At 70.1% G+C, this 14,272-nt stretch carries 11 protein-coding genes and 1 pseudogene; 6 read left to right on the top strand and 6 right to left on the bottom strand.

The features are described from left to right. Positions 1–119: 119 nt before the first annotated feature. Positions 120–932: pseudogene (locus tag GTY58_RS05120) on the top strand (SDR family NAD(P)-dependent oxidoreductase); the annotation flags it as partial. A 78-nt stretch (positions 933–1,010) separates the two neighbouring features. Further along, positions 1,011–2,228 (top strand): glycosyltransferase, encoded by a 1,218-nt coding sequence (locus GTY58_RS05125; protein WP_159029054.1) that lies wholly within the window; start codon positions 1,011–1,013, stop codon positions 2,226–2,228. Here the strand turns inward: GTY58_RS05125 and rfbB are convergent. Then, positions 2,134–3,213, bottom strand: a complete 1,080-nt coding sequence (gene rfbB, locus GTY58_RS05130; RefSeq protein ID WP_037652655.1) for a dTDP-glucose 4,6-dehydratase — start codon at positions 3,211–3,213, stop codon at positions 2,134–2,136. The two genes, GTY58_RS05125 and rfbB, sit on opposite strands and share 95 nt — an antisense overlap. Next, the gene (rfbA, locus tag GTY58_RS05135) at positions 3,198–4,097 is read right to left on the bottom strand and encodes a glucose-1-phosphate thymidylyltransferase RfbA (protein WP_010982385.1); all 900 of its coding nucleotides are present in this window, start codon (positions 4,095–4,097) and stop codon (positions 3,198–3,200) included. Before rfbA ends, rfbB begins: the two co-directional genes overlap by 16 nt. Positions 4,098–4,273: 176 nt before the next feature. Here rfbA and GTY58_RS05140 point away from each other — a divergent pair, with 176 nt between their 5' ends. Beyond that, complete coding sequence (locus GTY58_RS05140; RefSeq protein ID WP_042492750.1) at positions 4,274–5,254, top strand: NAD-dependent epimerase/dehydratase family protein; 981 nt, start codon at positions 4,274–4,276, stop codon at positions 5,252–5,254. A 53-nt stretch (positions 5,255–5,307) separates the two neighbouring features. Here GTY58_RS05140 and rfbC read toward each other — a convergent pair whose 3' ends face one another. From rfbC to GTY58_RS05160, 4 genes are all read right to left on the bottom strand, one after another. Beyond that, the gene (gene rfbC / locus GTY58_RS05145; RefSeq protein ID WP_010982387.1) at positions 5,308–5,985 is read right to left on the bottom strand and encodes a dTDP-4-dehydrorhamnose 3,5-epimerase; all 678 of its coding nucleotides are present in this window, start codon (positions 5,983–5,985) and stop codon (positions 5,308–5,310) included. Between the two features lie 61 nt (positions 5,986–6,046). Beyond that, positions 6,047–7,456 (bottom strand): NDP-hexose 2,3-dehydratase family protein, encoded by a 1,410-nt coding sequence (locus GTY58_RS05150; RefSeq protein WP_010982388.1) that lies wholly within the window; start codon positions 7,454–7,456, stop codon positions 6,047–6,049. After that, positions 7,453–8,226: a class I SAM-dependent methyltransferase gene (locus GTY58_RS05155; protein WP_010982389.1), complete on the bottom strand. Its 774-nt coding sequence runs from the start codon at positions 8,224–8,226 to the stop codon at positions 7,453–7,455. Before GTY58_RS05155 ends, GTY58_RS05150 begins: the two co-directional genes overlap by 4 nt. A gap of 86 nt (positions 8,227–8,312) precedes the next feature. Beyond that, entirely contained in the window at positions 8,313–9,353 is a 1,041-nt protein-coding gene (locus GTY58_RS05160) for an aldo/keto reductase (RefSeq protein WP_042494255.1), read from the bottom strand. 240 nt (positions 9,354–9,593) lie between these two features. On the opposite strand from GTY58_RS05160, the gene GTY58_RS05165 reads away from it, so the two are divergent. From GTY58_RS05165 to GTY58_RS05175, 3 genes are all read left to right on the top strand, one after another. Next, positions 9,594–10,346, top strand: a complete 753-nt coding sequence (locus GTY58_RS05165; protein WP_010982391.1) for an alpha/beta fold hydrolase — start codon at positions 9,594–9,596, stop codon at positions 10,344–10,346. Positions 10,347–10,697: 351 nt separating this feature from the next. Further along, positions 10,698–12,281, top strand: coding sequence for an FMN-binding glutamate synthase family protein (locus GTY58_RS05170; RefSeq protein ID WP_010982392.1), 1,584 nt, complete (start codon positions 10,698–10,700; stop codon positions 12,279–12,281). A 13-nt stretch (positions 12,282–12,294) separates the two neighbouring features. After that, complete coding sequence (locus GTY58_RS05175) at positions 12,295–14,058, top strand: thiamine pyrophosphate-dependent enzyme (RefSeq protein ID WP_010982393.1); 1,764 nt, start codon at positions 12,295–12,297, stop codon at positions 14,056–14,058. Positions 14,059–14,272 lie beyond the last annotated feature (214 nt).

Consider the following 14,272-nt stretch of genomic DNA (forward strand, 5'->3'; position numbering starts at 1 on the left):
ACGCATGGGACTCTCACAGGCTAGAGCGACGAGAGCAGCACAAATACCCCTAGATACCCCAGACCCCTGATGCTCGATGAATGCCGCTATAGCTAGGGGGTATGGCGCCAGACATGAATTCACAGCGTTTCGGCGGCCGGCTGGCGCTTGTCACAGGTGCAGGCGGTGGCATCGGGCGGGCGACCGCCTGCGCTCTCGGATCGGCCGGGGCGCGAGTGGTGTGCGTGGACCGGGACGGCCGCGGCGCCGGGGTGACGGCCGACCTGGCCCGGACGCGGGGCGCGCGGGCGGCCTGGCCCGAGGTGGCCGACGTGTCCGACGGAGCGGCGATGGAGCGGTTCGCCGAGCGCGTCGCCGAGACGTACGGGGTCGTGGACCTGCTGGTGAACAACGCCGGCATCGGCATGGCGGGGCGTTTTCTCGACACGTCCGTCGAGGACTGGCAGCGCACCCTGGGCGTCAACCTCTGGGGTGTCATTCATGGTTGCCGCCTCATCGGCCGGCAGATGGCGGAGCGCGGGCAGGGCGGGCACATCGTGACGGTGGCGTCGGCGGCGGCGTTCCAGCCGACGCGGGCGGTCCCCGCGTATGCCACCAGCAAGGCGGCGGTGCTGATGCTGAGCGAGTGCCTGCGCGCGGAGTTCGCGGAGTTCGGGGTCGGAGTGAGCGTGGTGTGCCCGGGCTTCGTCCGTACGTCGTTCGCGTCGGCGATGCATTTCGCCGGTGTGCCCCGGCTGGAGCAGGAGCGGCTGCGGGCGCTGTTCGCCGGTCGCGGATGCAGCGCGGAGAAGGTGGCCGCGGCGGTACTGCGGTCGGTGGCGCGCGACTCGGCCGTGGTGACCGTGACGGCGGAAGCGCGGCTGTCACGGCTGATGAGCCGCTTCACGCCACGCCTGCGCGCCGCGGTGGCGCGGATGGATCCCCCTTCGTAGGGCTGGCGGGGATCCCCTCCTTGCCTTCGAACATCTTCCGACGATGGGCAGTGAGAGATGTCAGATCATTTTCTCTTCATGAGTGCGCCGTTCTGGGGGCATGTGTTCCCCAGTCTCGCCGTGGCGGAGGAGCTCGTGCACCGGGGCCACCACGTCACCTTTGTGACGGGCGCGGAAATGGCCGATGCGGTGCGTTCCGTGGGCGCTGATTTCCTGCGGTACGAGTCCGCCTTCGAGGGTGTCGACATGTACCGGCTGATGACCGAGGCCGAGCCGAACGCCATCCCCATGACGCTGTACGACGAGGGCATGTCCATGTTGCGTTCGGTGGAGGAGCACGTCGGCAAGGACGTTCCGGACCTGGTGGCCTACGACATCGCCACCTCCCTCAACGTGGGTCGTGTCCTCGCCGCCTCCTGGAGCAGGCCGGCCATGACGGTCATTCCCCTGTTCGCGTCCAACGGGCGCTTCTCCACGATGCAGTCGGTATTGGATCCGGATTCCGCTCAGGTCAGTGCGCCGCCGCCGCGCTTCTCGGAGCAGATGGAGTTGTTCGGCCTCGGGGCGCTGGTGCCGCGCCTCGCGGAGCTGCTCGTTTCCCGGGGTATCACGGAACCGGTCGACGATTTCCTTTCCGGACCGGAGGACTTCAACCTGGTGTGTCTGCCGCGCGCCTTCCAGTACGCGGGCGACACCTTCGACGAGCGGTTCGCCTTCGTCGGACCATGTCTGGGTAAGCGCAGGGGTCTGGGCGAGTGGACACCACCGGGCAGCGGGCATCCAGTGGTGCTCATCTCCCTCGGGACCGTGTTCAACCGGCAGCTGTCCTTCTTCCGCACGTTCGTCCGGGCGTTCACCGACGTCCCCGTGCACGTCGTGATCTCGCTCGGCAAGGGGGTCGACCCCGATGTGCTGCGGCCGCTGCCGCCGAATGTCGAGGTGCACCGGTGGGTGCCGCACCATGCGGTGCTGGAGCATGCCAGGGCTCTGGTCACGCACGGCGGTACCGGCAGTGTGATGGAGGCACTGCACGCAGGGTGCCCGGTGCTCGTCATGCCCTTGTCGCGGGACGCGCAGGTGACCGGCCGGCGGATCGCCGAGCTGGGGCTGGGTCGTATGGTGCAGCCGGAGGAGGTCACGGCGACGACGCTGCGCCGGCACGTGCTGGACATCATCTCCGATGACGCGATCACCCGACAGGTCAGGCAGATGCAGCGGGCCACGGTCGAGGCGGGCGGCGCCCTGCGGGCAGCGGACGAGACCGAGCGGTTTCTGCGCCGGACGCGCCGTCACTGACCGGCAGCTCGGGCCGGGCGGTGAGTGGCTCCCACAGGGTTCGGTTCTCCACGTACCACTGAACGGTCTGTGCCAGCCCCTCCTCGAAGGGCACGCGGGGCGCGTAACCGAGCTCGGCGGAGATCTTGCTGATGTCCAGCGAGTAGCGCCGGTCGTGCCCCTTGCGGTCGGTCACGGGTTCGACCATCGACCAGTCCACGCCGAGCAGGTCCAGGAGCCGGGCGGTGAGCTCACGGTTGGACAGCTCCGTCCCGCCTCCGATGTGGTAGATCTCGCCGGGCCTGCCGCGTTCGGCGACCAGGGCGATGCCACGGCAGTGGTCGTCCACGTGCAGCCAGTCGCGGACGTTTTCGCCGTCGCCGTACAAGGGCACCTTCGTGCCGTTCAGCAGATGGGTGACGAACCGCGGGATGAGTTTCTCCGGGAACTGGTGGGGGCCGTAGTTGTTCGAGCATCGGGTGATGATCACTGGTAGGCCGTGCGTGCGGTGGAAGGACCGGGCGAGCAGGTCGGAGGACGCCTTGGACGCGGAGTAGGGCGAGTTCGGCTCCAGCGGGGCGTCCTCGGTCCACGAGCCGGAGTCGATGGAGCCGTAGACCTCGTCCGTCGAGATGTACACGAAGCGGTCCACGGCGGCGTCGGTGGCGGCGCGGAGCAGGGTGTGAGTGCCGAGGACATTGGTGCGTACGAACTCGGCGGCGTCGGCCACGGACCGGTCCACGTGTGACTCCGCCGCGAAGTGGACCACCATGTCGGAGCCGTCCATCAGGTCCGCGACCAAGGGCCCGTCGCAGATGTCGCCGTGCACGAAGATCAGGGATGGGCTTCCCAGGACCGGTGCGAGGTTCTCCAGGCGACCCGCGTAGGTCAGCTTGTCGAGCACCACGACCTCGGCACCGGTGAACGCCGGATACGCGCCCGTCAGCAACCGCCGTACGAAATGGGAACCGATGAAACCGGCGCCGCCCGTCACGAGTAGGCGCATCCCGGGCTCCTCACCGCGGCTTCCGCCGCAATACTCATCAGATACTCGCCGTAGCCGGAGCCGGCCAGTTCGACCCCGCGCAGATAGCAGTCGTCCGCGTCGATCAGACCCATCCGGAAGGCGATCTCCTCGAGACAGGCGATCCGTACTCCCTGGCGCTTCTCCAGGACCTGCACATACTGCCCGGCGTGCATCAGCGAGTCGTGCGTCCCCGCATCGAGCCAGGTGAAGCCCCGGCCCAGGTCCACCAGCCGGGCCCGCCCCTCGGCGAGGTAGGCCCTGTTGACGTCGGTGATCTCCAGCTCGCCGCGGGCCGACGAGCGGATGCCCCGGGCCACCTCGATCACGTCGTTGTCGTACAGGTACAGGCCTGTGATCGCCAGGTTGGACCGGGGGGCGGTGGGTTTCTCCTCGACGGACAGCAGCTTTCCGGAGGCGTCGACCTCTCCGACTCCGTACCGTTCGGGATCCGTCACCGCGTATCCGAACAACACACAGCCGTCGACATCGCGGGTGTGGCTGCGCAGCAGGTGCGAAAAGCCCATGCCATGGAAGATGTTGTCCCCAAGGACAAGGGACACCTGATCCTGACCGATGAAATCGGCGCCGATGAGGAATGCCTCGGCGATTCCTCCCGGTCGCTGCTGCGCGGCGTAGTCGATGTTCAGCCCGAGGCGGCTTCCGTCTCCGAGCAGTCTCCGGAATTGTTCGAGATGATCGGGTGAGGAAATCACCAGGATGTCTTTTATGCCGCCGAGCATCAACACGGAGAGCGGGTAGTAGATCATGGGTTTGTCGTAGACAGGGAGCAGCTGCTTGGAAAGGGCACGGGTCAACGGGTAAAGCCGAGAGCCGGTTCCCCCCGCGAGCACGATTCCCTTCATGTCGGACTCCCCGCAGTCGACGTTATATATCTCTGCCGTCTGCCCGACGGTACCAAGTGGCGGAAAACGCACCAGGAATTCGAGCGCCGCTAGGGGGAAGGGCTCAAGAAGATAGGGGCCACCAGATGGGGCGGTTTTCGGTGTGCCCGCCCCGGCCGACCGGAATACTGAAGAGCATGCTGACGACTGGGATGTGCGACCGACCGCTGGTCGTCGTACTCGGAGCCTCCGGCTATATCGGGTCGGCCGTCGCGGCGGAACTCGCCCGGTGGCCGGTCCTGTTGCGGCTGGTGGCCCGGCGACCGGGCGTCGTTCCGCCGGGCGGCGCCGCGGAGACCGAGACGCGTACGGCCGACCTGACGGCGGCGAGCGAGGTCGCCCTCGCCGTGACGGACGCCGACGTGGTGATCCACCTGGTCGCGCGCCTCACCCAGGGAGCGGCATGGCGGGCGGCGGAGAGCGATCCGGTGGCCGAGCGGGTGAACGTCGGGGTGATGCACGACGTCGTCGCGGCCCTGCGGTCCGGGCGCCGCGCCGGGCCGCCCCCGGTGGTGGTGTTCGCCGGGTCGGTCTACCAGGTGGGCCGCCCGGGTCGGGTCGACGGCAGTGAGCCGGACGAGCCCGTGACGGCCTATGCCCGTCAGAAACTCGACGCCGAACGGACGTTGAAGTCCGCCACGGTCGAGGGTGTCCTGCGGGGGATCTCGCTGCGGCTGCCCACCGTCTACGGCGCGGGGCCGGGCCCGCAGGGCAACGGCGTCGTGCAGGCGATGGTGCTCCGGGCGCTCGCCGACGAGGCCCTCACCGTGTGGAACGGAAGCGTGGTGGAGCGTGACCTGGTGCATGTGGAGGATGTCGCGCAGGCCTTCGTGAGCTGCCTGGCGCACGCGGATGCGCTCGCCGGGCGGCACTGGCTGCTCGGCAGCGGTCGTCCTGTGACCGTCCCGCACCTCTTCGGTGCCATCGCCGCCGGCGTGTCCGCCCGCACCGGGCGCCCCGCGGTGCCCGTGACCGCGGTGGACCCTCCGGCGATGGCGACGGCGGCGGACTTCCACGGGACCGTCGTCGACTCCTCGGCGTTCCGCGCGGTCACCGGGTGGCGGCCGCGGCTGTCGCTTCAGGAGGGCCTGGACCACATGGTGGCGGCTTACGTGTAGCGCCGGGGTGGCGGCCGGGCCCGGGCGGTGACGGCCCGGATCCGGGTCGGCCGTCACAGCTTCTCGTCGAGGCCGCGGCTCGCGCGGTACTCCGGCAACATGCCGCGTCGCAGGGCCTGCTGGAGAGTCGGCGCGCGCCGGTCGCGCTCGGAGAGGATCGGTGCCCGCCCGAGGTGGTGGCCGAGGGGCAGGGCGAGGTCCGGATCCTCGGGCGAGAGGGCGTGTTCGTTCTGCGGAACGTAGCCGCTCGACATCAGGTACACCATCGCCGTGTCGTCTTCCAGCGCCACGAACGCGTGCCCGACCCCGATCGGCAGGTAGACGGAACGGAAGCGCTCCTGGTCGAGGAGGACCGAGTCCCACTGCCCGAAAGTCGGTGAGCCGGTGCGCAGGTCGACGACGAAGTCCAGGGCCCGTCCCCGGGCGCAGTGGACGTACTTGGCCTGGCCGGGTGGTGTCGCGGTGAAGTGCACGCCGCGGACGACGCCGCGGCGCGAGACGCTCTGGCAGGTCTGCGCGGTGGGAAACCGGTGCCCGACGGCCTCGCTGAGGACCGGTTCCTGGTAGGGGGTGACGAAGAGCCCGCGCTCGTCGGGGAAGACCGTCGGGGTGAATTCGACGGCGCCCTCGACGACGAGCCTCCGGACCGTGACACCGGCGGCGGTGGCCCGGGCGCCCGCGGGCGGGGCGGGCCGGTCGGCGGAGCTCCGGCGAGGCCGGCCAAGGGTCATCGCTGCACTCTCTCTGTCGTGCGGGTTGTCATACGGGTAGTCGTACGGGCCGGTTCCGGAGTCACAGCTCGACGGCGCGGGTGGTGAGCAGGGACAGCAGGGTGCGGGCCTGCACGTTCACGTAACGGCCGTACCGCAGCAGCTGGGTCAGCTGGCCCGGGGTGCACCAGCGGTACCCCGGGGGCGGGTCGTTCGGCGCCTGGCTCTCGTCGGCCTCGACGAACAGGTAGCGCGCCTGTGCGTGCAGAAAGCGACCGCCCTCCTCCGAGTGGACCGCCGCGTAGCGGATGCGGTCGGGCGCGGCCTCCAGCACCAGGTCGAGGAAGCGCGGCCTGGCCGGTCCCGTGAGGTGGGCGTAGTTGCGCGGGGTGTACTGGACCGTCGGGCCGAGTTCGATCGTGTCGAGGAAGCCGCCCTCGACCCTGCCGTGGGCGAGCAGGTGCGGTACGCCGCCGATCCGCCGGGTCAGGAAGGCGGTGATGCCGTGGCCGCACGGTTCGATCAGGGGCTGGGTCCAGGCGGCGACCTCCCGGTTGGAGGCCTCGACACGGACCGCGACCACACGGAAGTACCGGTCCGCGTGGTGGGCGATGGACTCCGCGCCCGTGGTCCAGCCGGGGATGCCGGCCAGGGGCACGCGGCGGGCGTGCACGGAGTGCCGGGAGCGTTCGGCGGCGTACCAGGAGAGCAGTTCGGCGTCGCTGTGCAGGGCCGCGGGCTCGTCGAACGGGGTGGGAAGGCAGGCGAGGACCGTGCGTGCGTCCATGTTCACCAGGTTGTCCCGGTGCATCAGTTCGCCGATCTGCCCCAGTGTCAGCCAGCGGAAGTCGTCGTCCAGTGGTACGTCCTCGTCGGTCTCCACCACGATGTTGCGGTTGAACTTCCGGTGGAACCAGGCTCCGTGCTCGGACTGGAGGACGTCGACCACCACGGTGGCGCGCCGGGGCTGTGTGAAGTACTCGAGGTACTTCACGGCGGCGCCCCCGTGGACCTTGGTGTAGTTGCTGCGCGTGGCCTGCACGGTGGGCGACAGCTGGACCAGGTTGATGTTGCCGGGCTCCATCTTGGCCTGCATCAGGAAGTGCAGGACCCCGTCGAACTTCTTGGCGAGGATGCCGAGGATGCCGATCTCGGGCTGGTGGATGATGGGCTGCTGCCATTCCGGGAAGGGCTGTTCACCGCCTCGGACGTGCAGTCCCTCCACGGAGAAGAACCGGCCGCTGCGGTGGGCCAGATTGCCGGTTCCGGGGTGAAACGACCAGGCGTCCATCCCGTGGAAGGGGATGCGCTCGACCCGGAACCGGTGGGCCCCGGACCGCCGCGTCCACCAGCCGGTGAACGCGTCGAGGGACGTCCGGCGCCGGTGTCGCCCACGGCGGCGGAGCGGGCGAGGCACGCGGGCAGGGCGGCGTCGTGCCGCGCGGTGAGCGGTGCTGGGCTCGGTGTGGTCGGCATCGGCTCGTACGCTCATGCACCCCACGTCATGTAGATCACCGGTGGCTCGCGGCCGGGCAGTTGGCGCAGTGGGGCGTGGTCGAGGCCGAACGCCTCGCTCAGCGCCCTGGTCTCCCCCGGCCATTTGGGGTGGGTGAGTTCGTCGAAGGCGAGGATGCTGCCCCTGGTCAGGTGCGGTGTGATGACGTCCAGCAGTTCGCGCGTGGGGCGGTAGAGGTCCAGGTCGAAGTAGGCCAGCGCGATGACGGTGTGCGGGTGTTCCGCCAGGTATTGGGGCACCGTTTCGCGTACGTCGCCCTGGACCACGAAGGAACGCTGGGTGTGGCCGTAGGGTTCGTTCGCCTCGTGCGCCGCGAGCACCTGCCGCAGGTGCTCCACTTCGCCGTCCGGCACGGCGAACCGCCCAGGGACCGCGCTGGTGCTGACCTCGTCCGCCTCGTCGATGTCGGGGAAGCCGGTGAACGTGTCGAAGCCGATGACGCGGCGCAGCGAGTTGTACGGCTCATAGATGCTGCGCAGCGCGGTCAGCGTGGCGAGGTGCCGTCCGTGCAGAACGCCGAACTCCATGATGACGCCGGGGACTTCCGGCAGCATGCGGTACAGCGCGTCCATGGAGAGCAGGTCGGCGAGCTGGTTGCGCCGCATGTAGACGGACAGGTTGTCGATCAGGTACTTCGGCGGGATCGGGCTGTCGACGAGGAGCTTGGTCAGCTGCTCGCGGGCAGCGCGTTCCTGCTCGGACTCGTGCGGCACGATCCGGGGATCGGTGAACTCCCGCTCGGTCATGGAGGCCTTTCCTTTCATGGGTCGGTACCGGGCGCGCCGGACGTGCCGGTCGTACCGGGCGTGCCGGCGGGCACGACGCTGTCGGGTCAGGACAGCCAGGCGTCGGGGGCGGATCCGCCGCGGCCGACCGGGGGGAACAGCTCCTCCAGGCGGGCCAGGACGGGCTCGGGCAGCGGGGTGCGCAGGGCGTGCAGTGCCCCGTCCACGTGCTGTTCGGTGCGCGGCCCGATGACCAGCCCGGTCACGCCGGGCCGCGACAGCACCCAGGCCATGCCGACATGGGCGGGGTCGAGGCCGTGGTCCGCGCACACGTCCTCGTACGCCGCGATGGTGGTGCGGTGGTGCTCCAGGGCCTCGACGGCCCGGCCCTGTGCCGACTTGACCGCGGTGTTCTCCCGCGTCTTGCGCAGGACACCGCCGAGCAGGCCGCCGTGCAGTGGCGACCAGACCAGGACGCCGACACCGTAGGCGGACGCGGCGGGGATGACTTCCAGCTCGGCGTGTCGGGTCACGAGGTTGTAGACGCACTGCTCGGAGGCGAGGCCCAGGGCGTTGCGCCGCCGGGCCGCCTCCTGGGCGGAAGCGATGTCCCAGCCCGCGAAGTTGGAGGAGCCGACGTAGCGCACCTTGCCCTGCGTGATGAGCAGGTCCATCGCCTGCCACACCTCGTCCCAGCCGGCGCGGCGGTCGATGTGGTGCAGCTGGTACAGGTCGATCCAGTCGGTGCGCAGTCGGCGCAGCGAGGCGTCGCAGGCGGCCACGATATTGCGTACGGACAGTCCGTGATCGTTGGGGCCGCTGCCCATCGGATCGCCGACCTTGGTGGCCAGCACCACCTGCTCACGCCGGGCGGGGCGGTCCGCCAGCCACCTGCCGATGACCTCTTCGGTGTACCCCTTGTGGACGCGCCAGCCGTAGGTGTTGGCGGTGTCGAACAGGGTGATGCCCTGAGCCAGGGCGTGATCCATCAGTCGGCGCGCTTCGGGCTCCTCCACCCGTCCGCCGATGTTGACCGTTCCGAGCGCCAGTCGGCTGATCCTCAGCCGGGTCCTGCCCAGTTCGGTGTGGAGGGGAGCACTGCTGTTGCTGTCGGACTGGACGGGTGCGGGCTCGGCCGTCGTAGGCATCATCGATCAGTCGACACTCCCTCGTGCGTGAGCGGCGGGCGCTCGAGCAGGACCCTGACCTGAGGCCCAGGAGGCTACCGGCGATCATGCGATACAGGCAGCCGCTCGATGGTGGGACACGGGCTGCCGTCGCCGGGCATAGGGGCTGATGGGGGTTGTCCGGTGCGGGTCCGGCTGACAGCTTCGTGGACACCAAGTTGATCCAGTTGATCCACTCCGAAAGGCAGAGGCTGCAGCGCGATGACCAGTGTTCAGACGAGCGACAACTGGCTCCGGCGTTTCCATCCGGCCGCGGAGGCTCCGACGCGACTGGTCTGCTTTCCGCACGCGGGCGGCTCGGCCGCCTACTTCCACGGTGTTTCCCGTGCGCTCTCGCCGGCCGTCGACGTCTTGGCGGTGCAGTATCCGGGCCGTCAGGACCGGCGGCACGAGCCGCTCATCGACAGCATCGACGGCCTGGCCGCCCGGGTACGGGAGGAGTTGGCGCCGTGGACGGACCGGCCGTTGGCCCTGTTCGGGCACAGTATGGGCGCCATGGTGGCGTTCGAGGTGGCGCTGCGGCTGACGGCCGACGGCGCCGCGCCGAGCGTGCTGTTCGCCTCGGGCAGGCGGGCGCCGTCTCGGTACCGCGAGGAATCCGTACACCTCCATGACGATGCGGGCATCATGGCGGAGCTGAGCCGTCTGGACGGCACCGATACGCAGGTACTGACCGATCCGGAGCTGCGGGAGATGGTTCTTCCGGCGTTGCGCAGCGACTACCGGGCGGTCGAGACGTACCGCTACCAACCGGGGCCGCCGCTGCCCTGCCCCGTGGTCGCCCTGGTGGGCGACAGCGATCCCAAGGCCACGGTCGACGAGGCCCGCGCCTGGGGCGATCACACGGCCGGACCGTTCGAACTCTCGGTCTTTCCGGGTGGCCACTTCTATCTCAATGCGCACGCGGAAGCCGTCACGGAATTGGTGCGGACGCGACTGGCGACCATCAGGTGATCAAGGTGACGTAGGTGTTCACCATGGCGGAGTTCAGGGTCGTGCTCCAGCCGAAGTCACCCGGACCCGGCGAGGTCTCTTGCTGCGCGCCGCAGGCCACAGCGGCAGCCCTCTCGGGTCCGGCGCGGCACCGCACTGGCGGCGCTGTGTGCGCTCACCCTCGCCGCCTGCGGCACCGAACGAGCGGGCGTCAGGGGGCCGAAGGCCGGCCCCGCGCTCGAGACGGTGGACACATTGCGGCTGGCCTTCCTGGACTCGCTGACCAACACGTCCCGCGTCTTCGCAGGTCCTTGACGGTCTCTTGACGAATCCGGCGGACATGGAGGGCGGCTGCCGGGTAAGGCGCGGGGCGTGACACGTATTGGATTGGTCGTCCTCGCCCTGGCCGCGGCCCTCGCGGCGGGCGCCGCCGCGGGGTCGATATCGCCGTGGTGGTGGTTCGCCGCCGTCCCACTCACCCTGCTGGGCCTGCTGGGCACGTGGGACCTTTTGCAACGCCGGCATTCGGTGCTGCGCAACTACCCCGTCCTCGGGCACGCCCGCTTCCTCCTGGAGCGGATACGTCCCGAACTCCAGCAGTACTTCGTCGAGCGGAACTTCGACGGCCGCCCCTTCGACCGGGATGTGCGCAGCATCGTCTACGAGCGGGCGAAGGGTACCGACGCCGAGCAGCCGTACGGCACCGAGCAGGACGTCTACCAGCCCGGCTACGAGTTCCTGATCCCGTCGATGGCGCCCCGCCCGGTGCCGCAGACGCCACCGCGGGTGCGGATCGGCGGGCCCGACTGCAGCCGCCCGTACGACATGGCGCTGCTGAATGTGTCGGCGATGAGCTTCGGCTCCCTGTCGTCGAACGCGATTCTCGCCCTCAACGGGGGCGCCGCGGCCGGGGGTTTCGCCCACGACACCGGCGAGGGCGGCCTGTCGGAGTACCACCTGCGTCCTGGCGGTGACCTCGTCTGGGAGATCGGCACCGGCTACTTCGGCTGCCGGACCCAGGACGGCGAGTTCGACCCGAAGGAGTTCGCCGACAAGGCGGCGCACGAGCACGTGAAGTGCGTGTCGCTCAAACTCTCGCAGGGCGCCAAGCCCGGCATCGGCGGGGTGCTGCCCGGGCCGAAGGTCAACTCCGAGATCGCGCGGGTGCGGGATGTGCCCGAGGGGCGGACGGTGATCTCGCCTCCGTACCACCGGGAGTTCTCCACCCCGCGCGAACTCGTCCTCTTCATCGCCAGGATGCGGGAGCTGTCCGGCGGCAAGCCGACCGGCTTCAAACTCTGCCCGGGCTCGCGCCGGCAGTTCCTCGCCGTGTGCAAGGCGATGCTGGAGGAGGGTACGGCCCCGGACTTCATCATCGTCGACGGGGCCGAGGGCGGCACCGGCGCGGCGCCGCTGGAGTTCGCCGATCACGTCGGCACGCCGCTCACCGAGGGGCTGCTGACCGTGCACAACGCCCTTGTCGGCGCGGGCCTGCGCGACCGGATCAGGATCGGGGCGAGCGGCAAGATCGCCACCGGCACCGATCTGGTCAAACGCCTGCTCCAGGGTGCCGACTACGGCAACGCCGCGCGGGCGATGATGTTCGCCGTGGGCTGCATCCAGGCGCAGCGGTGCCACACGAACACCTGCCCCACCGGTGTCACCACCCAGGACCCCCGGCGTGCCCGCGCTCTCGACGTCGGTGACAAGACGCTGCGCGTCCAGCGCCTCCAGGAGGCGACCGTGGCCAGCGCGCTGCAGATCATGGCGTCCATGGGGGTCACCGATCCCTCGCAGCTGCGTCCGCACATGCTCCACCGGCGTATCGACCCCTACACCGAACGCTCCTACGACGAGCTCTATGAGTGGCTGCGGCCCGGGCAGTTGCTCGCCGAGCCGCCCGCTGCCTGGGCGGCCGACTGGCACGCCGCCGACCCCGACCGTTTCACCGTGTGATCTGGAGGATCCTGTGGCCCGAACCGTTGCCCGCGTCATCGTGGACGCGCTGAGTGAGCTTGGCGTGCGCCAGGTCTTCGGCGTCGTCGGCGACGCGCTCAATCCGGTGACCGACGCCATCCGCACCACCGAGGACGTGGAGTGGGTGGGTTGCCGGCACGAGGAGGCGGCGGCGTTCGCCGCGAGCGCCCAGTCGCAGCTCAGCGGCACCCTCGGTGTGTGCATGGGCACTGTAGGACCCGGCTCCGTCCACCTCCTCAACGGGCTGTACGACGCGGCCAAGAGCCGTACCCCGGTCCTGGCGATCGCCGGCCAGGTACCGCTCGCCGAACTCGGCAGCGACTACTTCCAGGAGGTCGACAACGACGCGCTCTTCAGTGACGTGGCGGTCTTCCGGGCGACGATCACCTCGCCCGACCAGTTGCCGCAGCTGCTGGAGACGGCGGTGCGCAACGCGCTGGGCCGCAAGGGAGTCGCCGTCCTCACCGTGCCGGGCGACCTCGGCGACCGGGAGCTGAGCGCGGACCGGCCGACCCGCTTCTCCCTGAGTACCCCCGTGAGCCGGCCGGAGGAGTCCGCCGTGCGCCGCGCCGCGGAGCTGCTCGACCGCGCGGAACGGATCACGCTGCTCGTCGGACGGGGTGCCCGCGCCGCGCGTGCTGACGTACTGACCCTGGCCGACCGCCTCGCCGCGCCGATGGTGCTCACCCTGAAGGCCAAGGAGGGCTTCGAAGGTGAAGCCAATCCCTTCCAGGTCGGCCAGACCGGGCTGATCGGCAACCCCGCGGCGGCATCGGCCCTCCAGGACGCGGACACGCTCCTCCTGCTGGGCACCGACTTCCCCTACCGCGACTGGTATCCGGACGGCCGGACGGTCATCCAGGTGGACAGCGAGGCCGCGCACATCGGGCGCCGGGTGCCCGTCGAGGTCGGGCTCGTGGGCGACACGGGCGCCACCGTCCGGGATCTGCTCGGCCACCTCGCCACCGCGCCTCCCGGCACCGAGGGCGCGCGGGACCGCTCGCACCTGGAGGACGCGCGCAAGAGCTTCGGCAAGTGGCGCGCGAGTCAGGCCCGGCTCGCCGACCCGGCGCACGACAAGGGCCTCGTCGGACGGGTCCGCTCCGCACTGGACAACCGCGCGCACGACATCCGCCCGGAGGCGCTGGCCGCCGTGGTGGACCGGGTCGCCGACGAGAACGCCGTCTTCACCTCCGACACGGGTATGGCCACGGTGTGGCTCTCGCGGTTCGTCGAGATGCGCGGTGACCGGCGACTGCTCGGCTCGTACAACCTCGGCTCGATGGCCAATGCGATGCCGCAGGCGCTCGGCGCCCAGTGCCTGGACCGGGGGCGCCAGGTCGTGGCCTTCTGCGGCGACGGCGGGCTGAGCATGCTCCTCGGCGACCTCATGACGCTGAAGACGAGCCGGCTCCCCGTCAAGCTCGTCGTCTTCGACAACCGCCGGCTGGGCATGGTGAAACTGGAACAGGAGCAGGCCGGGCTGCCGGAGTTCGGCACCGTGCTGGACAACCCCGACTTCGCCGCCGTCGCCACGGCCATGGGCATCACCGGTATCCGCGTGACCGATCCGGCCGAGCTGGAGGAGTCCGTGCGCCGCGCGTTCGCCACTCCCGGGCCCGTACTGCTCGACGTGCTCACGAACCCGGACGAGATCGCCGTCCCGGCCAAGCCGACCGTCGAGCAGGGCTGGGGCTTCGCGGTGGCCAAGGTGAAGGAGGTCGTGCGCAGCCACGGGGACAGCGACGGGCACTGATCCGGGCGCGGCGGGCGCGGCGGTCGCGGACGGGGGCGCGGCAGTCGCGGGCCGGGGTGCGGCGGAGAACGGTGTCGGTATCGGACCCCGGAGTGCGGTGGAAGTCGTCGCCGCGAAGCCAGGGCCGTGGGCGCGTCTGTGCCCGCCACATCCTCGGACAGGGGGGACCGCTCCGGCGCCGGCACGACCTGCGTGCTGCCGGGGACCTCCTCAG

The organism is Streptomyces sp. SID5469, from assembly GCF_009862865.1.
Taxonomy (GTDB): Bacteria; Actinomycetota; Actinomycetes; order Streptomycetales; family Streptomycetaceae; genus Streptomyces; species Streptomyces avermitilis.